18 protein-coding genes are annotated in these 19,973 nt (G+C 75.2%); 5 read left to right on the top strand and 13 right to left on the bottom strand.

The genetic code is table 11. The features are described from left to right. Positions 1-17: 17 nt before the first annotated feature. From BLU95_RS43700 to BLU95_RS03170, 4 genes are all read right to left on the bottom strand, one after another. Positions 18-539 (bottom strand): hypothetical protein, encoded by a 522-nt coding sequence (locus BLU95_RS43700; protein ID WP_231978248.1) that lies wholly within the window; start codon positions 537-539, stop codon positions 18-20. A 55-nt stretch (positions 540-594) separates the two neighbouring features. Then, positions 595-1,062, bottom strand: a complete 468-nt coding sequence (locus BLU95_RS03180; RefSeq protein ID WP_093858582.1) for a winged helix DNA-binding protein — start codon at positions 1,060-1,062, stop codon at positions 595-597. Positions 1,063-1,180: 118 nt separating this feature from the next. Further along, complete coding sequence (locus BLU95_RS03175) at positions 1,181-1,843, bottom strand: hypothetical protein (protein ID WP_093858581.1); 663 nt, start codon at positions 1,841-1,843, stop codon at positions 1,181-1,183. Positions 1,844-1,913: 70 nt separating this feature from the next. Then, positions 1,914-2,327 carry a VOC family protein gene (locus BLU95_RS03170; RefSeq protein WP_093858580.1) on the bottom strand — a complete coding sequence of 138 codons (414 nt, stop codon included), beginning with the start codon at positions 2,325-2,327 and terminating at the stop codon, positions 1,914-1,916. Positions 2,328-2,564: 237 nt separating this feature from the next. Here BLU95_RS03170 and BLU95_RS03165 point away from each other — a divergent pair, with 237 nt between their 5' ends. Further along, entirely contained in the window at positions 2,565-5,441 is a 2,877-nt protein-coding gene (locus BLU95_RS03165) for an amino acid adenylation domain-containing protein (RefSeq protein WP_093858579.1), read from the top strand. Between the two features lie 36 nt (positions 5,442-5,477). On the opposite strand, the gene BLU95_RS03160 is transcribed toward BLU95_RS03165, so the two are convergent. Beyond that, positions 5,478-6,260, bottom strand: coding sequence for a VOC family protein (locus BLU95_RS03160; RefSeq protein WP_093858578.1), 783 nt, complete (start codon positions 6,258-6,260; stop codon positions 5,478-5,480). Between the two features lie 197 nt (positions 6,261-6,457). On the opposite strand from BLU95_RS03160, the gene BLU95_RS03155 reads away from it, so the two are divergent. Beyond that, positions 6,458-6,823 (top strand): iron chaperone, encoded by a 366-nt coding sequence (locus BLU95_RS03155; protein ID WP_093858577.1) that lies wholly within the window; start codon positions 6,458-6,460, stop codon positions 6,821-6,823. A 101-nt stretch (positions 6,824-6,924) separates the two neighbouring features. Here BLU95_RS03155 and BLU95_RS03150 read toward each other — a convergent pair whose 3' ends face one another. The 5 genes from BLU95_RS03150 to BLU95_RS03130 all read right to left on the bottom strand — a co-directional run bounded on the left by BLU95_RS03150 (position 6,925) and on the right by BLU95_RS03130 (position 11,823). Further along, on the bottom strand, positions 6,925-8,025 hold the full coding sequence (locus tag BLU95_RS03150; protein WP_093858576.1) for a hypothetical protein: 1,101 nt from the start codon (positions 8,023-8,025) through the stop codon (positions 6,925-6,927). A 248-nt stretch (positions 8,026-8,273) separates the two neighbouring features. Then, positions 8,274-8,984 (bottom strand): TetR/AcrR family transcriptional regulator, encoded by a 711-nt coding sequence (locus BLU95_RS03145; RefSeq protein ID WP_093858575.1) that lies wholly within the window; start codon positions 8,982-8,984, stop codon positions 8,274-8,276. 100 nt (positions 8,985-9,084) lie between these two features. After that, positions 9,085-9,564 (bottom strand): GerMN domain-containing protein, encoded by a 480-nt coding sequence (locus BLU95_RS03140; protein WP_093858574.1) that lies wholly within the window; start codon positions 9,562-9,564, stop codon positions 9,085-9,087. 91 nt (positions 9,565-9,655) lie between these two features. Next, a complete protein-coding gene (locus BLU95_RS03135; RefSeq protein WP_093858573.1) occupies positions 9,656-11,146 on the bottom strand; it encodes a sensor histidine kinase in 1,491 nt (496 codons plus the stop codon). Further along, the gene (locus tag BLU95_RS03130) at positions 11,143-11,823 is read right to left on the bottom strand and encodes a response regulator (RefSeq protein ID WP_093858572.1); all 681 of its coding nucleotides are present in this window, start codon (positions 11,821-11,823) and stop codon (positions 11,143-11,145) included. The genes BLU95_RS03135 and BLU95_RS03130 overlap by 4 nt, the downstream gene beginning before the upstream one ends. 177 nt (positions 11,824-12,000) lie before the next feature. On the opposite strand from BLU95_RS03130, the gene BLU95_RS03125 reads away from it, so the two are divergent. Further along, on the top strand, positions 12,001-12,876 hold the full coding sequence (locus BLU95_RS03125; RefSeq protein ID WP_231978245.1) for a polysaccharide deacetylase family protein: 876 nt from the start codon (positions 12,001-12,003) through the stop codon (positions 12,874-12,876). 123 nt (positions 12,877-12,999) lie between these two features. Here BLU95_RS03125 and BLU95_RS03120 read toward each other — a convergent pair whose 3' ends face one another. Together BLU95_RS03120 and BLU95_RS03115 are read right to left on the bottom strand one after the other, a co-directional pair. Next, complete coding sequence (locus tag BLU95_RS03120; protein ID WP_093858571.1) at positions 13,000-14,238, bottom strand: cytochrome P450 family protein; 1,239 nt, start codon at positions 14,236-14,238, stop codon at positions 13,000-13,002. 184 nt (positions 14,239-14,422) lie between these two features. Further along, positions 14,423-14,911 (bottom strand): hemerythrin domain-containing protein, encoded by a 489-nt coding sequence (locus BLU95_RS03115; RefSeq protein ID WP_093864601.1) that lies wholly within the window; start codon positions 14,909-14,911, stop codon positions 14,423-14,425. A 370-nt stretch (positions 14,912-15,281) separates the two neighbouring features. Here BLU95_RS03115 and BLU95_RS03110 point away from each other — a divergent pair, with 370 nt between their 5' ends. Beyond that, on the top strand, positions 15,282-16,475 hold the full coding sequence (locus BLU95_RS03110) for a serine hydrolase domain-containing protein (RefSeq protein WP_231978239.1): 1,194 nt from the start codon (positions 15,282-15,284) through the stop codon (positions 16,473-16,475). A gap of 72 nt (positions 16,476-16,547) precedes the next feature. On the opposite strand, the gene BLU95_RS03105 is transcribed toward BLU95_RS03110, so the two are convergent. Further along, a complete protein-coding gene (locus tag BLU95_RS03105) occupies positions 16,548-18,500 on the bottom strand; it encodes a glycoside hydrolase family 5 protein (protein WP_093858569.1) in 1,953 nt (650 codons plus the stop codon). Between the two features lie 537 nt (positions 18,501-19,037). Here BLU95_RS03105 and BLU95_RS03100 point away from each other — a divergent pair. Then, positions 19,038-19,910 (top strand): SMP-30/gluconolactonase/LRE family protein, encoded by an 873-nt coding sequence (locus tag BLU95_RS03100; protein ID WP_093858568.1) that lies wholly within the window; start codon positions 19,038-19,040, stop codon positions 19,908-19,910. Positions 19,911-19,973: the final 63 nt, after the last annotated feature.

Here is a 19,973-nt window from a genome sequence, read left to right as displayed (position 1 = left end):
CGGCGCCGACGGCGCGGTCAGGCGCGGGGGCGGACGGTGAGGCCCGGGCGGCGGCGGTGCACCGTCAGGTAGGCGACGCCCTCCGCCGCCGCCGCCACCGCCCGCTCGGCGCCGCGCGGCAGCAGCCGCAGCGCGCCCGGCTCCAGCGTGTGCTCGACGCCCGCGCAGCGCAGAGTGCCCCGCCCGGCGAGGCCGAGCACCAGCACGTCCAGGTCGGGTTCGACGTGGGCGGCGACGGCGGCCCCGGGGCGCAACCGCACCACGTTGGCGTCCAGTTGGCGCTCGGTGCCGGTGAGCCGCCAGAGCGCCCCGGCGGCGTCGGGGCCGGCCTCCCGCAGCAGTGCCTCCACCGTCGCGCCGTCGCCGGACGCGTCCGGTCCGGGCGTGCCGTCCTGGCCGGGCGAGCTGTTGGCCGGGTCCGAAGCACCGGACGCGTTCGCTGTGCCAGATGCGTCCGACGCGTCCGACGCGGTCGGCGCATCCGGAGCGGCCGATGTGTTCGATGTGTCCGGTGCGTCCGGTGTGTCCGAGTCCGTCATGCCGGACATCCTTGCACCGCACGGCCGCCCCGACCCGTCCCGCCCTCCGGGCCCGTCAGTCGACGGTCCCGCCCGCGTTGCGGATCAGCTGCCGGAGCACCTTCAGCGCCGTGACGTAGTCCGCGTCGTCGATGCCCGCGTGGAGGGCGGCGCGGATCGCCGGGGCGTTGCGGGCGAGGTCGACCCGGGCCCGCTCGCCCGCCTCGGTGAGCCACAGCCGGTGGTCGGCGTCCCGGGTCAGCCAACCGCGCTCCACCAGTACCGCGGCCTCCGCCGTCAGGTCGTCCTCGGGCCGGAGGTAGGAGGCCATGGCGGCCCGGAGCTCGGGCACGGTCATGCCCGCCCCGTCGGGCGAGATGTCGTTCCTCGACAGGTTGCGCAGCAGCCAGAACTGCGGCTGGGTGTGGCCCTTCTCGGCCTGCCGGGCCCGGGTGAACGCGATCAGTGCCTCGTAGGCGACACCGGTCCAGTAGGCGGCGGGCTGGCCGGCGAGTTCGGCGTCGGAGATCTGCTGGGTCGACACGGGGGTCCCCTCCTGATGTCTCGGGCGTGCGGCCCGCACACGGTGCGGGTCGTACGGGAACCGTAGGACTTCAAGTGCGGTTGAAGGCAAGGAGGGGAGGCCCCCGGCGGGTCGGCCGTCAGCCCCTGGTGGTCTGCTCGGCCAGGGTCACCGGCAGACCGGCCTCGATGCGCTCCAGCAGCCGGCCGCCGTGGACACCCGGGGTGTCGAAGCCCCGCCACTCGTCCGGGTCGGTGTCGGCCCCGGTCAGCAGCAGTTCGGGGACCAGCACCGTCTCCGGGGCGACGGGCACGGCCTCGGGGAAGGGCGCGAGGTAGGACGGGCGGAGCACCGGGCCGAACAGTTCACCGCCGACGAGGTCCGGCTCGAACTCGGAGGACAGTACGGTGACCCGGGTCCTGAGGTCCCCGTGGATCATCACGAGCTTGTCGGTCATGTGGCCGACGAAGGCCCCGACGTGGACGTCCCCGCGGACGATCAGCTTGGCGTCGCCCTCCAGGTAGACGGCGGCGGCCCGAAGGTCGCCGAGGACGACCAGCGCCGGGCAGCCGTCGTCGGTGTTGATCACCGCGCCGTCGACCGTCAGGTCGCCGTCGACGATGTAGCCGGTGCCGTCCGGCTCGGTGGCGTCGAGGTCGAGGTTGCCCTCGACCGCGAGGTCGCCGGCGTGGACGTCGTACTCCTCCTCGTAGAGGTTCTCGTAGGAGCCGACGGGCAGGCCGCGCCGCTCGAAGAGCGCCACGGCCTCGTCCCAACTGTGGGAGGTGGTGGTGATGTTCATGGGCGGAACTGTGCCACGGGGCACTGACGGCGGCCCTCACGGGGTGGGCTGCCGCCGGGGCGCGGGCGGCTCAGGAACGCGGCTGGTTGATGTTGACCAGCCAGGTGATGCCGAAGCGGTCCGTGCACATCCCGAAGACGTCGCCCCACATCTGCTTCTCCATGGGGACGGTCACCGTGCCGCCGTCCGACAGCTTCTGCCAGTAGCCGCGCAGCTCCGCGTCGTCCTCGCCGCTGAGGCTCACCGAGATGTCGCCGCCCGGTGTGTGGTCCGTGCCGGGCGGGTTGTCGGCGGCCATCAGGACGAGGCCGCCGCCGGTCCTCAGCATGCCGTGCATGATCCGGTCGGCGGCGTCGCCCTCCCCGGCGCCGAAGTCGCCGTAGGTGTTGAGGTCCAGCTCGCCGCCGAAGACCTGCTGGTAGAACTCCAGGGCCTGCCGGGCGTCGCCGTTGTAGGTGATGTAGGGGTTGAGGATGGTCGGCATGGCTGATCCCTTCCTGCTGACATCGGAGTGGAAGACCGTTTCTCAGCCTAGGGAACGCCGGGCCGCGCCGCCGCCCGGCGGAACGCGCCCCCGTCGTCCGTCGCCCGGGCCGCCGCTCTGCCCGAACGGACCTTCCCTTCCGCGGACGGGTCTGGCAGCATCGTCCGCTATTCGGTGATCAAGGGCCGGTGACCGGTGGGCCGGGCGCTCCGGGGTGCCCGCCGGGGGAGGGGCAGCATGCTGACGCACCGCGAGCGCGGTCGCCGCCGGAACGAGCACCGGCCCGCGCCCTGGGTGCGCACCCGGCTGCGCTCGGCGCGTACGGCAGCCCTGCTCACCGCCGTCCTCGCCTTCGTCACCGTCCTCACCCTGGCCGCGCTGCCCCGGGCCGCCGACCGGGGCGCGAACAGCGCGCTGGCCACCTTCGTCCAGGACCGCGGCGTCCGGGCCACCAGCCTCCACCTCACCGCCCGATCGCGCCCCGACACCCCCGCCGCAGAGCTCGACGCGGCCCGCGACCGGCTGGTCGGGCAGATCGCCCGGGACCTCCCGCTCACCCGCGACGGCGAGCACCACGGCACCCGCGCCCTCACCGACCGGCCCATGCTCAACGACGGCTACGACCGCCCCGGCGGCACGGCCCCGCAACTCCACCTGCTCCACCTCCAAGGCCTCGCCGCGCACGCGACCCTGACCGACGGCGCCTGGCCCGGACCCGCCGCCCCCGGCGAACCGCTGCCGATCGCCGTCAGCCGGCGGGCCGCCGACACCATCGGCCTCCGGGTCGGCGACACCGTCGACAGCGGACCCGCCGCCCGGGCCAGGATCGTCGGCCTCTACCGCGCCGACGAGCCCCACGACCGCTACTGGCAGGAGCTGCCCTGCCCCGAACGCGCCTGCCTGAAGACCCTCGACGGCGGCGGTGTCCGCTGGGAGACGGCCGGATTCGCCGCCGCCGACAGCCGCCCGGCCCTGCTCGCCTGGGGCGGGGGCGGCGAGGACTTCTGGCGGCTGCCGGTCGACCCGCGCGCCCTGCGTGCCGACCGGCTCGCCGCCCTGCGCTCCGGCGTCGGCTCCTACCTGGCCGGTCCCGGTGCCGTCCTGGCCGCCGAGGTGACCGGACGGCCCGACCTCACCGCGACCACCCTGCTGCCCGAGGTCCTCGCCGAGGCCACCGCCCGCCACCGGGCCACCGCCCCGCTCGCCGCGATCGGCCCCGCCGGAGTCGCGGGCGTCGCCTGCGTGGTGCTCTCCCTGGCCGCGGCCCTCGCCGCCGACCGGCGGGCCGCCGAACTCCGGCTGCTCCGGGACCGCGGCGGCTCGCGCGCGGCGATCCTGCTGCGCCTGCTGGGCGAGAGCGCGGTGACCGTCCTGCCGGCCGGCGGGGCCGCCACCGCCCTCGCCCTCGTCCTGCTGCCCACTCCCCGTTGGACCGCCGCCGTCCTCGCCGCGGTGGCCGGGACGCTGCTCGCCGTCCTCGCTCTCCCGGTCCGTGCCGCCGTCCTGCTCGCCCGCCCCCGTGGCACCGGCGGCCCGACCGACGGTGCCCGGGGGCCCGGGCGCCGCCGGGCGGTCGGCGAACTCCTCGTCCTCGCCGTCACCGGTGCGGCCGTCGCCGAGGTCCGCCGCCGGGGCGCGGCCCCGCCGGCCGACGGGCCGGACCCCCTGCTGGTCACCGCACCGCTGCTGGTCGCGCTCAGCGGTGGTCTGCTGCTCGCGAGGATCCAGCCGCCCGTCGTCGGCCGGCTCGCCGCCCTCGCCCGGCGCGGCCGAGGCCCGATCGCCTTCCTCGGCCTCGCCCGCAGCGCCCGCGACCCGGACGGTCGCCACCGCCCGGCCGTGCTGCCGGCGCTCGCTCTGCTGCTCGCCGTCACCACCGCGGGCTTCGGCGCCACCCTCCTCGACACCGTCGACGGTGCCCGGCTGCGCGCGGCCCGTACGGCGGTCGGCGGCGATGCCGCGGTGCTGGTCCCGCAGGACGCGCCGCTTCCCGAGGCGTTCGTCGCGGCCGCCGACACGCTCCCCGGGGTCCGCGCCTCGACCGGTGTCCGGATCGAGCGGCAGACCTACCTGCTCGGGGTCGGCCGGCTCGCCGTACAGGTCACCCTCGTCGCCGCCGAGCCCCGGGCCTACGCGGAGATCTCCCGCACCGTCGGGGCCGGCCCGTTCGACCCGGCCGTCCTGTCCGATGCCGCGGTCCTGTCCGGCGCCGCGGTCCCGGCCGACCCCGCCGCCCTGTCCGGCGCCGCGTCGTCCACCGTCGCTCGGCCGGACCCGCCGGTGCCCGCCCTGGTCAGCGCCGGCCTCGCCGCACAACTCGGTCCCGGCCCGCAGCGGCTGCGGACACCCGGTGGCGAACTGCTCGCCACCGTCGTCGGCACCGTGAACGCCACCCCGGCCCTGCCCGAGGCCGTCCGGGAGTTCGTCGTCGTGCCGGTCGGCGCCGCCGCCGCCCGCCTGCCCGAACTCGCCCGGCCCGACAACTGGTTCGCCGTCGGCGACATCGACGGCGCCCGGCTGCGCCCGCTCTTCGCGACCCGGGGCCTGGCCGACACGTCGGGCCTGGCCGGGCTCCTGCGCGAGGAGGCCCGGGAGGTGAGCAGGGAACCCGGCGGCATCCCCGACGGTTACCTCGTGCGCACCGCCCGCGAGACGGCCGCCGACCTGGCCGCGGACCCGCTCCAGCACTCCACCGCCCGGCTCTTCCGGTCCGCGGCCGTCGCCGCCGTCGCCTTCGCCCTGCTCGCAGTCCTGCTGACCGTCCTGCGGGCTTCGCCCGACCGCGCGGCGGTCCTCGCCCGGCTGCGCACCATGGGGCTCCGCCCCCGGGAAGGGCTGGCGCTGATCGTCGCGGAGACCGTGCCGCAGACACTGGCCGCGGTGGCCGGCGGTGCGGTGGTCGCGGCGGGGGCCGTCGCCCTGCTCGGACCGGCTTTCGACCTGTCGCTGCTGGTGGGCGCACCGGTGGCGGAACGGCCGGTGCCCCGCGTCCTGCCGGTGCTGCTGCCGACGGCCGCCGTGGCGCTGCTCGTCTGCACCGCGGTGGTGCTGGAGGCGGCCGTCTCCGGCCGACGGCAGATCGCCGCCGAACTCCGGGCGGGCGACCGGCGGTGACCCCGGCAGCTCCGGGGCCACCGCCGGTGACCCGGCCTACGCCAGCGGCTGCGGCGTGATCATCGCGAACGGGGCCCCCTGCGGGTCGGCCACCACCGTCATCCGCCCGGCCATCATGTCGAACGGCGGGGCCAGCACCGTACCGCCGCTCCTGACCAGGGCGTCCACCGTGGAGTCCACGTCGTCCACCGCGAAGTAGGTCAGCCAGTGCGCCGGGGTGCCGGGCGGGTCGTTGGCGAGCAGGGTCACGCCGCCGACGGCGCGGCCGCCGACCCGCAGCTCCCAGTAGGAGTCGGCCCCGTCCAGCGGTTCGATCTCGATCCCGAACGCCGCGCCGTAGAATGTGGTGGCGGCCGGCACGTCGCTGGTGTGCAGCTCGTTCCAGGTAAGCGCGCCGGCCTCGTTGACGACCTTGGCGCCGAAGAACTCGCCCGGCTGCCAGACGCCGAACACCGCGCCCTGCGGGTCCGCCGCCACCAGCATCCGGCCGAGGTTGCCGACGTCCATCACCGGGGCGAGCAGGGTGCCGCCGGCCGCGACGATCGCGTCCTGGGTGGCCTGGGCGTCGGTGCTGGCCAGGTAGCTGGTCCAGACGGTCGGCGGCTCCGGCATGCCCTCGGGGCTCATCGTCGGGCCGATGCCGGCCACCGCCCTGCCGTTGAGCTCGCAGACCGCGTAGCCGCCGAACTCCGCCGGGCCGGGCTTGCCCTGCCAGCCGAGCAGGTCACGGTAGAAGTCCAGGGCGGCCTGCTGGTCCTTGGCCATCAGGTCGACCCAGCACGGGGTGCCGGTCGCGTACGGCGTGGTGACTTCGGGCATTCTCGCTCCTCCTCGTGGGATCCCCCGCCGGTCACCCTCTCGCCGGGAGCGGCGATCGGGCGTTCGACACGCCGCCCCGATCGGTCGCCCCGGCCGGTGGCCCCGATCAGTCGCTCCGGTCCGCCGCGGCGCGGGCCGCCCGGGGGCCCGGGCCTCCGGCCTTGCCCGGAGCCTGCGCACCGGCATAGCCTCCTGGAATGGTGCGAAGTACCGCGAAGGACGTCGAAAGCTACCTGGCCGAGGTGCCCGAGGACCGTCGCGAGGTGCTGACCGAGCTCCGCGGGCTGTGCCGCCGCGAGCTGGCGGACTTCACCGAGGTGATGGCCTACGGCATGCCCGCGTACGAGCGGGACGGGGTCGCCGAGGTCGCCTTCGCCAGCCAGAAGCAGTACATCTCCTTCTACCTGATGCGCCCCGACGTGCGGGACGCCTTCGCCGGACGTCTGGCCGCCCAGGACATGGGCAAGGGCTGCCTGCGCTTCCGGAAGCCGCAGGCGGTGGACCTCGTCCTGCTGGGGGACCTGCTGCGTGCCACGGCGGCACGTCCGGGCACGGTTGCCTGACGCCCGGTGCCTGACGCCTGACGCCCGGTGCCTGACGCCCGGTGCCCGGGCCGCTGACGGACGGCGGGCCGGGCACCGGGCGTCGGACGCCCCGCGAACGGTCAGTGGATGACGGTCCCGCACACGGAACCCGGCAGCGGCTGGAAGCCCTGGTCACGGACGGTGGTCGTGGTGTGCGCGCAGATCCAGCCGGCCGGGCCGAAGACGTTCCGCAGCGCGGCGCCCCGGGCGTTCTGCGCGGTCCACTCGCTCTGCCGGACGACATTGGAGACGATCCGGCCGAACGGGAGCACCGCGAACGCCGCGTTGATGGAATGCGCCGTGGTGTTGACGGAGGCGACGCCGTTGATCGCGCGCGGCGTGAGCGGCCCCGGCTCGTCGCCGGGGGAGGTGTGGCCGCCGTACGCCTGGCCGACGTAGCGGCCGACCGAGTACGGCACGAGGGCGTTCGGGTCCTGGAGGACGGTGTCGGTGCCCTGGTTCTCCCGGGCGACGACGCCGACGCAGGAGTGGTCGGTCACCTGGTCCTGGCCGATCGCCCGGGCGTAGTCGATCTTCTCCAGGAAGTACGAGGTGGAGTCCAGCCCGGACCCGTGCACGCCGTAGCGGTCCACCGTGACGTTGCCGCTCACATAGGGGCGGATGACGGCGTCCGGCAGGGCGGGGCTGATCTGGCGCCAGTTGGTGATCTGGCAGGCGTAGATGCCGACGAGCTGGGCGGGCGTCAGGGTGGCCGGGGCGTTCCCGCCGGCGGGGGAGGCCCAGCTGACGGCGTCCTTGGCCATCGCGACGAAGTTCAGGTAGGCCGGGTCGGTGGGCCGGGGCGGCCGGGCCGCGCGGGCGTAGTCGATGCTGGACGAGGTGTACATGTCGATGGCCATCAGGCCGGCGTCCGTGCTGAACGGGCGCCAGATCGTCACCGACCCGTACTTGGGGACGATCGGGGCCGCCGGGGTGGAGTCCCAGCCGGACAGCCGGGGCGAGGTGGTGTCGCCGCCGGCGGTCAGGGCGGCGTTGTAGTCGGTGGCGAACCGGCTCAGCAGGCTCTCGGTCGCCTGCGCGCCGACGCCGACGAGGTCCTGGGCGTTGGGCAGGCTCGCCGGGTCGGCGAGGGCGGGGCCGCCGGCGGAGAGGACGAGCGCGGAGGCGAGGGCGAGGGCCGGGGCGAGCCGGGCACCGAGGCGGGGGACGTGGCGAAGCATGGCGTGAACTGCCCTTCAGGCGTGGTCCGTCGGGATCCCGCCGTATCCTCGGACGCCCGCCCGGCCGTCGGAAGCCTCCGCGCCGCCGGCCCGCGGGCCGGCCGCCCCACCGCGCCGCAGGTCAGCCGGGGCGGGCCCGCCCGCGGTGACGGCGAATGTTCTTCCACCGGCCTTCCAGCGGCCACCTCGCCCCGGACCCGGCGCGCTGCTCACGCTCACGCCTCACGCTCACGCCTCACGCCTCGCGCTCACGCCTCACGCGGTGCCCGCAGCCGGGCCTCGGCGGCCTCCAGCAGCAGGTCGAGCGCCTGCGGGTACGCGCTGCGGTTCATGTCGGCCGCCAGCAGGTGCGCGGTGGCCGCGATGTGGGGGTGGGTGGTGGCGTCGAGGCGCGCGTAGGAGCTCTGCCAGACCTGGTAGTCGGCGCTCAGAGCGCTCGAGGGCAGGGCGAGGGCGGCGGCGTCGAGGGCGGCGAAGCCGAGGCTCTGGTCGACGAAGGCGTGGTAGACGCGGACGGCCTCCGGGTCCGGGAAACCGGCGTCGCGCAGTATGCCGAGGATGTTCTCGACGGCGGTGATCTCGTTGGCCCGGCCGGTGGTGCGGTGGGCGGCGAGCAGGGCGGCCTGGGGGTGGGCCTGGTAGGCGGCGTGGATGCGCAGGCCGATGGCGCGCAGGTCGGCCCGCCAGTCGCCGGTGGGCCGCCAGCCGTTCTGGGCGCGGCCGATGAGTTCGTCCGCGATGGCGATCAGCAGGTCGTCGGTGCTGTGGAAGTAGCGGTACACCGCGCTGGGGTCGGCGCCGAGCGCGGCCCCGAGCCGCCGGACGGTGAGTGCCTCGGCGCCGTGCAGACCGATCAGCCGCAGCGCGGTGTCGACGATCAGCTCGGCGGACAGGACGACGCCCTGTTTGGTGGGCCGGCGGCGCTTCCGCTCGGGCTCGGGAACCACGCGTTCGGTCATGGCGGCAGGATATGACAACTTCATTGACATAGGGAGGGATCCGGGCAGCCTCGCGGCCGGCGGGCCCCGTGGTCGGCGGCCCCCGGGACTCCTCCGCGGGTCAGTCCGTGCGGTGCAGGTCGCACTGCTGGCGGACCGGCCCGGGGGCGTCGCTGCTGAGGACGGCGACCTGGGGCGGAGGCCCGGCGGTGGGCGCGTCCTCGGCCGTGCAGACCAACTGCTGGACGGCGGTGGTGGTCAGAGCGGCGGTCGACCAGGACAGCCGCAGGGTGACGGTGCCGGGGCTGCCGACGGCCTCGACCCGGCCGCCGGCGGGGAGGGCGGTGTAGAGGCCGGCGCGCTGCTCCGCCGGGTCCGGCCCGGCGAGCAGGGTGTCGAGGGTCTGTTGCAGGTCCTCGCGCGGGCTGTCGGCGCGGACGACCGGCCGCAGCCCCTCCGGTCCCGGGAAGTACAGGCGGGTGCCGGGCTGGACACCGGTCGCCGGCAGCCCGCTGCGGACGGCCCCGGTGCCGGTGACGGAGCAGCCCGCGACCGCCAGCAGCAGGGCGGCCGCCGCGGCGGTGCGAAGGGGGACGTTCACCGCTGCTGTTCCTCCGTGACGCTCGTCGTTGCTCTTCCATGACGCTCACCGCTGCTTTTCCCGGTCCCTCCCCGCCGTTCCTCGGCGACGCTCACCGCTGCTCCTCCCGGTCGTTGCCGAGCGGCAGGACGAGGGTGAACACCGCGCCCCCGCCGGGCGCGTCGGCGGCCTCGATCAGTCCGCCGTGCAGCCGGGCGTTCTCCTGCGCGATGGCCAGGCCGAGCCCGCTCCCCTCCGAGCGCCGGCGGGCCCGGTCGGCCTTGTAGAAGCGGTCGAACAGGTGCGGCAGTTCGGCGGCCGGGACGCCGGGCCCGTGGTCGGTCACGGTCAGCACGAGGTCGCCGTCGGCCTCCCGCAGGGCCAGCCGGACCGGCGGCCGGCCGTGCCGCAGGGCGTTGCCGACCAGGTTGGCGACGACGACGTCGAAGCGGCGCGGGTCGAGGCGCACCGGCAGGGCGGGCGGCAGGTCCAGCACGATCCCCTCGCCCCAGCCGCGCAGGTCCAGGGTCTCGCGGACGGCGGTGACGGCGTCGACGTCCTCGGTGTGCAGGGGCGCGGCGCCGGCGTCCAGCCGGGAGATCTCGATCAGGTCGTTGACCAGCCGGGTGAGCCGTCCGGTCTCGTTGCTGATCATGCGCAGGGCGGTCGCGGTGTCGGCGGGCAGCTGTTCGGCGTCCTCGTCGAGGATGTCGGTGACGGCGACCATGGCGGCCAGCGGGGTGCGCAGTTCGTGCGAGACGTCGGCGGCGAACCGGCGGCCCTGGGACTCCACGGCCCGCAGCTCCTCGATGGTGCCCTGGAGGGTCCGGGCGGTGTGGTTGAAGGTCTTGGAGAGCTGGGCGAGTTCGTCGTGGCCGGTGACGGTCAGCCGGGTGTCGAGCCGGCCCTGGGCGAGGGCGTGGGCGGCGTCGCCCAGCGCACGGACCGGCCGCAGGACCTGGCGGGCCGCCAGCAGGGCGAGGCCCGCGGCGAGCACGGCGGCGAACGCGCCGGCCCCGGCGGCCGCGGCGAGCAGGCCGTTCGCCGCGCTCTGCTCGCGGTCGAGCGGCAGGACGGCGTAGACGGCGAGGCCGGAGGCGGTCCGGGGCTCGGCGGCGTAGGTGACCGGGATGCCGACGGCGAGCCAGGGGCGGTCGTCGGTCGTGAACCGCTGGAACGCGGCGTGGCCGGCGCCCACGGTCCGTTCCAGGGCCGCCGGCACGGCGAACGGCTGGGTCCACTCCGAGTGGTCGGTGCCCCGGGCGGCCAGTACCCGCCAGTCCCGGAATCCTCGGGTGCCGGACAACTGTCCCGCCAGCCGGTCGAGTTCGCCCTGGGTGGGCGGGAACGGCAGGGCCGGGGCGAGCACGTCGACCCGGCGGCGCAGCTCGTCCAGGGCGGTGTCCTGGGTGAGTTCCAGGGTGGAGTTGGTGGCGGCGCGGTAGGTGAGGGCCGCGGTGGCCAGCGCGCTCAGCGCGGCGACGGCCACGAACGCGGCCAGCAGCCGGGGCCGCAGCCCGGCGATCGCCCGGCGCAGCCGGACCCGGCGCGGAACGGTCCTCCCGGCGGGCGGCCCCGGCGGGGAGGACGGAGCGCTCGTCACAGCGGACCGAAGCGGTAGCCGAAGCCGCGCACGGTCTGGATGTAACGGGGTGCGGCGGGGCTGTCCTCGATCTTGGCCCGGAGCCGGTTGACACCCGCGTCCACCAGACGGATGTCGTCCTGGCGGCCCAGCCCCCACACGGATTCGAGCAACTGCTCGCGGCTGAGCACCCGCCCGGGCGAGGCGGCCAGCTCCAGCAGCAGCCGCAGGTCGCCGGGCGCGAGCGGCAGCGGGGTGCCGCGCTTGGTGACGGTCAGCGCGGCCCGGTCCAGCACCAGGTCGCCGTGCGCCTCCCGGTCGGCCTCGGCCCCGGCGGTGCCCGCCCGCCGCAGTACCGCCCGGATCCGGGCGTCCAGGACCCGGGACTGCGCGGGCTTGACCACGTAGTCGTCGGCCCCGGCCTCCAGGCCGAGCACGGTGTCCACGTCGTCGCCGCGCGCGGTCAGCATGATCACCGGGGTGGGCCCGGCCCCGCGCAGCCGCCGGCACACCTCGAAGCCGTCGATCCCGGGCAGCATGAGGTCCAGCACGACGATCTCCGGCGGCTCCCGGTGCGCCCGCTCCAGCCCTTCCTCGCCCGAGGCGGCGGTGCGCACCTCGTGGCCCTGGCGGCGCAGGCCCAGGGCCAGCGCCTCCCGCACCGAGTCGTCGTCCTCGATCAGCAGTACCCGTGACATGACCGCCAGTATCAGGCCTCCACCTGCGGAAACGCGGCTGTGGCACGGGTCCGGGGCGCCTTGTTGCGAAACGCTCACACACGGCTCACAGGCCCCGCAAGCGCGCGGCCGAGGGTGGTGGACACGCCGTCCGGCAGTCCGCCGGGACCACCGGCCCGTCCCCCTCCGAGGAGCAGCGTGCGCCCGCAGCAGGAGCCGAAGCCGTCCGACGCCACCCCGTCCAGCTGGTACCCCCGCCTCGGCGGGCCGTCGCGCGCCTCCCGGCGCCGCACCGCCCTGTTGCGGACCGCCGTCCTGGGCGCCGCCACCGTGACCCTTCTGGGCGCGGCCGGGGTGCTGATGAAGGGCCCCGAGCACCTGCCGGGCCTCACCGGCTCCCCGTCCGCGGCCGGTACGGGTACGGGTACCGGTACCGGGGCCGGGCCGGTGCCGGGGCTGCCCGCGCCGGTGGTCGACATGAGCATCTCCCGCCGTTCCGAGGACGCCGGGAACACCGTCAACCTGACCGTCGACGACGGGCCGGACCCGCAGTGGACGCCGCGGATACTGGACGTCCTGGCCCGCAACGGGGTCAAGGCCGTCTTCTGCATGCTGGGTCCCGACGCCCGGGCCCGTCCCGAGCTCGCCCGCCAGGTGGTCGCGGCCGGCCACCGGCTGTGCAACCACTCGGTGAGCCACGACACGGCCATGGACCACAAGGACGTCGGGTACCAGGAACGGGAGATCCTGGACGGGCTGCGGATGATCCAGGACGCCACCGGCGGGGCGCCCGTCCCCTACTACCGGGCCCCCGGTGGTGCCTTCACGCCGGAGAGCCGTCAGATCGCCGCCGCGCACGGCATGCGCCCGTTGGGCTGGAACGTCGACACCCGGGACTTCGAACGGCCCGGCGCGGACCGGATCGTCGAGACCGTCGAGGAGCAGCTCCGCCGGGGCCCGACGGTGCTGCTGCACGACGGCGGGGGCAACCGCGCCCAGACCGTCGAGGCGCTGGAGCGGCTGCTGCCCCGGCTCAGGGCGGAGGGCCGGACCTTCTCCTTCCCCGAGCGCTGACCGACCGGGGGCCGGTTCCGGGCGCGGGCGGCACCGGGAGGCCGGTGGCGGGGCGCGGGCGCCGGGGTGCCGGTGCCGGGGTGCCGGCGCCGGGAGGCCGGTGGGGTTGCCGTTCCCCCGGGGTCAGCCCTTCCGGCGGACCGGGAGGCTGCGGGGGCCGCGCACCAGGAGGCCCGGCCGGTACGGCAGAGCGGCGGGGTCGGCGGCGAGGGACAGCGCGGGCAGGGCGTCGAACAGCCGGGGCAGGGCGATCGTCGCCTCCAGCCGGGCCAGCCGGGCGCCGAGGCAGATGTGCGGGCCGTGCCCGAAGGCGACGTGCGGCAGGGCCCGGCCGTCACCGGGGGCGAACCGGCCGGGCCGGAAGGCGTCCGGGTCGGGGAAGACCTCCGGGTCGCGGTTGGCGGCCGCCAGGACGACCAGGACGGAGGAGTCGGCCGGGACGACCGTGCCGGAGCCGAGGTCGACCTCCTCGCGGGTGCGCCGCCAGGTGGTGCCCTCCAACGGGCTGGCGTGGCGCAGCGTCTCCTCGACCACCGCGGCCCACCGGGTCTCGCCCTCCCGGCGGGCCGCGGCCAGCTCGCCGGGGTGGCCGAGCAGCAGCAGCGAGGCGGAGGCGAGCAGGTTCATGGTCGTCTCGTAGCCCGCGAAGAGCAGCAGGAACGCCATCGCCAGCAGTTCGGTGTCGTCCAGCGCCTCGGCGTCCCGGTCGGCGGCGAGCAGGCTGAACAGGTCCTCGCCGGGCTGCTGCCGCTTGGCCGCGATGAGCCCGGTGAAGTACCGGTGCAGGCTCTGCCACGCGTCGTCGATCTCGCCGGGGGCGAGGGCGCCGGCCGGGGAGCCGACCCGGTAGGTCCAGCTGCGCAGGTCCGCCCGGTCCTCCTCGGGCACGCCGAGGATCTCGCCGATCACCAGGACGGGCAGCGGGAAGGCGAAGTCGTCGACGAGGTCGGCGCTCCCTTCGCGGTCGAGGCGTTCCGCGAGCCCGCCGATCACCTCCTCGGTGAGCCGGGCGATCCGCTCGCCGAGGGCGTCCACCCGGCGGGGGGTGAAGGCCACCGAGGCCAGCCGGCGCAGGCGGCGGTGCTCGGCGCCGTCGGTGTTGAGCATGTGGCGCTCCAGCACGGACCGGGCTCCGGCCGCCGGTCCCACCCGGGCGGACCCGTCGGCCCGCGGCGCCGGGACGTTGGAGAACCGGGCGTCGGCCAGCACCGCCCGGGCCTGGCGGTAGCCGGTCACCAGCCAGGCCGAGGTCCCGTTGGACAGGTCCACCCGGGCTGCCGGGCCCCGCGCGCGCAGCCCCGCGTAGTACGGGTAGGGGTCGCGGGCGAACGCGGCGTCGGCGGGGTTCAGAACTGTGGTCACCGGGTCATTCTCGCCGGGCGCCCCGGAGGGCCCGACACGGCCCCCGGCCCGGGCCGGATCCGGGGCCGGGGCCGGGCCGGATCCTGGTCCCGAACGGATCCGGGACCGGGACCGGGCCCTCCGGGGGGGGCGGTCCCGGTCCCGGGTGAGTGGGGCGCCGCCCGGGGGTGTCACCGTCGCGGGGTCACGTCCGGAGCGGGCGGAAGACCGGCTCCGGCCAGTCGCCGTCCGGGACCGTGCGGTCGAGCGCCGCGCCGATCACCCGCTCCTCGTACCGGAAGTGCGACTCCATGATCGCCGCCAGCCCGTCGAGTTCGCGCCGGATCGCCTCGTCCGGGCCCTCACCGCCGTCGGTGGCGGCCGCTCGGGCGAGTTCGGCCACCCGGGTCAGGATCGAGGAGATCAGGCCGTGGTCCTCGACCAGCTTCGTGACCGTCCCCGCGAGATCCGGCCGCTCGCGCACCAACTGCGCGAACAGTCCGTCGTCCTCGCCCCGGTGGTGGGTCTCCAGGGCGCCGCAGAAGGCCAGACAGTGGGCGGCGAGCGTCCCGCCGCCGGTACGCCGGTGCCCAGCACCGGACTTGAGGTCGTTGATCAGACGAAGCAGTTCGTCGTGGGCCAGCGAGAGCTGCCGGCCGAGGGCGACCGCACGGCCGCCGTCCTGGGAAGCCACGTCGGGCCGTCCCTTCGGTTGTCGCACCTCCATGCCTGACGCAGTCCGTCACCGGCACGCGATGCCGCCGTGATCCGATCACACGACCCGCTGCGTCGGCAAGTGCCGCCCGCACCCGTGGTCCTGGGGGTGGCTGCTGGAAGAACACTCGGCGGCGGGGCCGGGGCCCCGCCGGTCGGGCCCCGACGGCGCCCGCCCCGAGAGCGCGTTCATCGCAAGCCATTGCAACGGTCGAGGGAATCTGTCGTTGCATTGAGTTTCCATCCATTGCAACTGTGGAGTCAGATGACCTTTGAACAGCAAGCTTTGGGTCCCTCCGTGCATCGTTGACCAAACACTGAACGCAATGTAGCTTCGTAATTGTTCAGAGATGCGCGAACGACTGCGAAGGCCGTTCGGGCAGCCCGGCACCCCGAAGAGAGGCACCACCATGTCCGTCGACACCACCGCCCAGGGCCCGTCCATCCCGTCGCCGGACGCCGCCGGGTCCGAGCGCCCCGAACTGCTGGCGGCCGCCCGGGCGTTCGTCGACGCCGGGTTCGCCGGGATCCAGCTGCGGGTGCACGACGAGCGGGGCGCCTGGGTCGGCGCCGCCGGGGTACGGGAGCTGGGCGGGACCGAACTGCCGCCGGTGGAGGGGAGGTTCTGGATCGGCAGCAGCACCAAGACCTTCGTCGCGGCGTTGGTCCTGCGGCTCGCCGCGGACGGCGCGATCGGGCTGGACGCCCCGGTGGCCGGACATCTGCCGGACCTCGGCCTGGACGGGCGGATCACCGTGCGGATGCTGCTCCAGCACACCAGCGGGCTCTACAACTACACCGGCGAGCTCGACGCCGACGGGACCTTCGTGCCGGGGCTCCCCTCGGTCGGCGGGCCCTGGGTGGAGAACCGGTTCCACGGCTACCGGCCGGAGGAACTGGTGCGGTTCGCGCTCGCCGAGCCGGCCCGCTTCGAGCCGGGCACGGGTCAGAGCTACTCCAACACCAACTACACGGTGGCCGCGCTGCTGGTCGAGGCGGTCACCGGCCGACCGTACGCGGAGGCGATGCGCCAGTACGTCCTGGAGCCGCTCGGGCTGCGGGACACCGTCGTGCCGGGCGACTCCCCGGAGCTGCCCGAGCCGCACGCGCACGGCTACGCCCGCTACCGCGACGGCGAGGAGTGGAAGGTCGTCGACGTGACCCGGCAGAACAGCTCGCTGCTGACCGGCGCGGGCGACATGATCTCCACCACCCGGGACCTGCACACCTTCTTCTCCGCACTGCTGGGCGGCCGACTGGTGCCGGCCCCGCTGCTGGAGGAGATGCGCACACCGCACGGGATGCTCGGCTACGGCCTCGGACTGTTCGTGCAGGACCTCGGCCCGGAGCGCGGCACCGTCGTCCACCACAACGGAGGTGCCCCGGGCGGCTACGGGGCGCTGATGATCGCCGCCCCGGACGGCAGCCGGACCCTCACCGCGGGTCTGACCACGGGCGACGCCGGGACGGACCCGGCGCAGGTCTTTCCGGCGGCGCTGGACGCGCTGATCACGGCCGTGTTCCGGGACGGCCGCGAGCGGTGACCCGGAAGCGCCCGCTGCCGGAGCGGTGTTCGCCGGACGGTGCCCGTCCGGCGAACACCGCCTGACGAACCGTCAGGCGAGGGAGCGGCAGAGCACCGCGTCCGGGACGCCGTAGTGCAGCCACTTCCAGGTGTAGGCGACGCCGGCCAAGTACTCGTTGTCGCCGCACTGCCCCTTGTAGTGGCCCGGTGCCCAGTCGCTGCCGGACGAGCCGCCGGTGGTGGGACGGTTGTCGCCGTGGTCGAACCACAGGGTGCGGCTGCCGCCGGACGCCGGGGCGGCGGCGAGCGGAGCGCAGAGCAGCGCGGACATCGCGTCGGAGCGCACGCTGTGGCCGACGGCGAACGTGCCGTCCGGGCACTGGAGCTTGTTGTAGCCGGAGGCCCAGTCGCCGTGGGTCACGTAGCGCTCGTCGGTGACGGTGGTCCAGTCGCCGGTGCCGGTCGCGGGCTGCCCGACGTCGGTGCACAGACCGCGGCCGTCACCGCGGGCGAGGCCGACCAGCCGCTGGCCGTCGGGGCAGTTGCCCTTGCGGTTGCCGGGGCTCCAGTCCGGCCGGGCGAGCATCCGCCGGGAGAGGTCGAGGTCGGCGTGGTCGAGGTCGAGCAGGCCCCAGTGCGGGGAGGGGGCGACCTGGCCGGTGTACGAGGGGGCTCCGACCAGCCGGTTCCAGTACGGGGCGCGCCAGTCGCCCTGGTCCTCCAGGCTGAGCGGGCGGCCGGCGGTGTCGAAGTCGAGCAGCGCCCAACTGTCGTTCGGCACGCCGTTGCTGTGCCAGCCGACCAGCGGCCAGACGGCGAAGTCGGTGTCGTTCGCCGCCAGGATCCGGGTGAAGTTGTCGAACCAGGCCTGTTCCTTGGCGTCGGTCGAACCCCGGCCGCCGGCGCCGAACTCGCTGATCCACACCGGCGCGGTGAAGTGCTGGCCGGACCGGGTGACGAACAGGGCCTCGTCGTCGACGACCTGCGCCAGCTGTGCCGGGGTGAAGTCCTGGTAGCGCGGGTCGCCCGTGGAGCCGGCGGAGCCGCTCGCCGCACCCGTGTTGGCCGGGCCGGTGTAGCCGTAGAAGTGTGCCGAGTAGACCAGTTTGCCCGAGTCGATCAGGGCGTTGGAGAGGGTGCGGACCGGGGTCAGCTGCGGCCGGCCGTGGCTGAACCCGGCGGCCGGTATTCCGTACCAGTTGATGCCCTCCATGACGACCAGCAGGTCGGGGGCGGTCCGCAGGATCCGGTTCCCGGCTTCCTCGAAGGCGGCGTACTGGTCGTGGCTGTCGCCCAGGCCCCAGTTGGGGTCGTCCCAGGTGTCGCGGCGGACCTCGTTGCGCAGGTCGGCGCCGACCACGCGCTTGTTGTCCTTGTACCGGCCGGCCAGCGTGACCCAGTCGTCGATCCACTGCTGGGTCGACTGGCCGCTGTTCCAGCGCTCGTTGCCGTCCAGGCCGCAGCAGAAGCGGTAGCTGGTGGTGTGGTTGTTGAGGATCACCGCGAAGCCGTCGGCGGTCAGCGCCGAGACGACCGCGTCGAACACCTGGAGCGGGGTCTTCCCGCGCAGCTGAGGGTTGGCGGTGACGGCGACGTCCGGCACGGTGCTCGGGTCGTGCAGCAGGGCGTTGGCGAACGGCAGCCGGACACTGTTGATGCCGAGGCGGTGGAAGCCGCTCAGGATGTCGGCGATCGGGGCCCGGTCAAGGCCGAGCGGCAGGTTGTAGGACACCTGCCCGGCCTGGTTGTCGGCCGGGTCGGTGGTGGACCCGCTGCCCTGCCAGGTGCCCTGGGCGCCGGCCCAGTTGCCGGACTTCAGCTTGAAGCGGGCGCCGGTGGCGTCGACGACGTACCGGCCCCGGGTGCTGAGCGGACCGGTCCAGGAGGCGGACAGGGCGGGTCCGTCGAGGACCGCCGGTGCCGCCCCGGACGGCCCGGAGGCGGTCGTGGTGGCTCCGGCGGCGGTGCCGGTGCCCGCCGTCATGGCGACGCAGGCGAGCAGGGCGGCCCCCGCCGCCAGCGCGCGGCGCGCGAATGTGTTCATGGTCGTCCCGGTGGGTGAGGGTGGTCTGGCATGGATGTGACAACCTCTGGTGTGACAGTCATTCATTCCCCGTTCCGCGCACCGGGACTCCGCAGTGGTCCGGTACGAGGAACGGCGGACAGGGGTGCCGGGAGGCGTCCGGTCCCCGGCCGGTCCGTGCCGACGGTCGCGCCGGAGGCTAGCAGTGGTGCGGAGGTTGTACGGACAACTCCCGGTGGCGCAGTCCGAGCGGTTCGGCGAACGGGGAAGGGTGGGCGGTGCGTGCACGGCCGACTTCCGGTGGCGACTTCCGGTGGCGAGTGGCGAGTGGCGAGTGGCGGGCGACGGGCGACGGGCGACGGGCGACGGGCGGCAAGTGGCGGGTGCCGGTGGTCGGCGCTCACGGGGCCGGGCGGGTGTCGGTGCCGGTACGGATCTTCTCAGCGCCGGTCGCGCGCACTACGGTGAGGCCGTGGCGGACGCCCGGGGCGGAGTGCGGGGGCCGCGTCGCCGGCGTCACCCGCCCCGACCGGACCTCGCAGAACGGAAACCACCACCATGCCCGATCAGGAGCAGCAGCCCTTCGTCTGGGCCCCAGGCACCCATGAGCTGGGGGAGGGCGCCCGCTGGGTCGACGGCCAGCTCGTCTTCACCGACATCCTCACCGGCCGGCTCCTCGAGGTCTCCGGCACCGAGCCGGGCACGCCGCGCGAACTCCTGCGCCTGGACGTGCCCCTGGGCGCGGTCGCCCCGGTCGAGGGCCGCCCCGGGCACTGGATCGCCGCGGCGGGCACCGGAATCGCCCTCCTCGGCCCGGACGGCTCCACCGAGTGGTTGGCCCGCCCGGAGGAGCACACCGCCACCCCGATGCGGATGAACGACGGCGTCTGCGACCCGCAGGGCCGCTTCTGGGCCGGCAGCATGGCGTACGACGAGACCCCGGGCGCCGGTTCGCTCTACCGCACCGACCACGACGGCACCGTCCACCGCGTCCTCACCGGACTGACCATCGTCAACGGCCCCGCCTTCAGCGCCGACGGCCGGTTGCTCCACGTCGCCGACAGCACGGCGGGCGTCATCCACCGTTGCACCCTCGACGCGGACGGGAACCCGCTGGACATGACGGAGTTCGTCCGGATCACCGACGGCGGATCCCCCGACGGCATGACCGTCGACACCCGCGGCCGGCTCTGGGTCGCGGTCTGGGGGAGCGCGGCCGTCCACCGCTACGAGCCCGACGGCACCCTGTCGGCCGTCGTCCCGCTGCCGGCACCCCAGCCCACTTCCGTCTGCCTCCCGCCGGCCGGCGGGCGCCTCCTCGTCACCACCGCCCGGCTGGGCCTGCCCGGCGCACCGCCCCCGTCCGGCGCGGTGCTCGCCGTCCCCGTCGACGCCGCCGCCCCGCCCGCCGCCGGCTACCGCCCGCGCTGACACCCGGCCGGGCCAGGTCCGGGGCCGGCCCGTCCCGGACCGGCCCGACCGGCTCGCGCTGTC

Origin of the sequence: Streptomyces sp. TLI_053 (genome assembly GCF_900105395.1) — a bacterium.
Lineage (GTDB): Bacteria > Actinomycetota > Actinomycetes > Streptomycetales > Streptomycetaceae > Kitasatospora.
The sequence above is the reverse complement of the archived record's forward strand: the minus strand, read 5'-3'. Positions and strand labels throughout refer to the sequence as shown.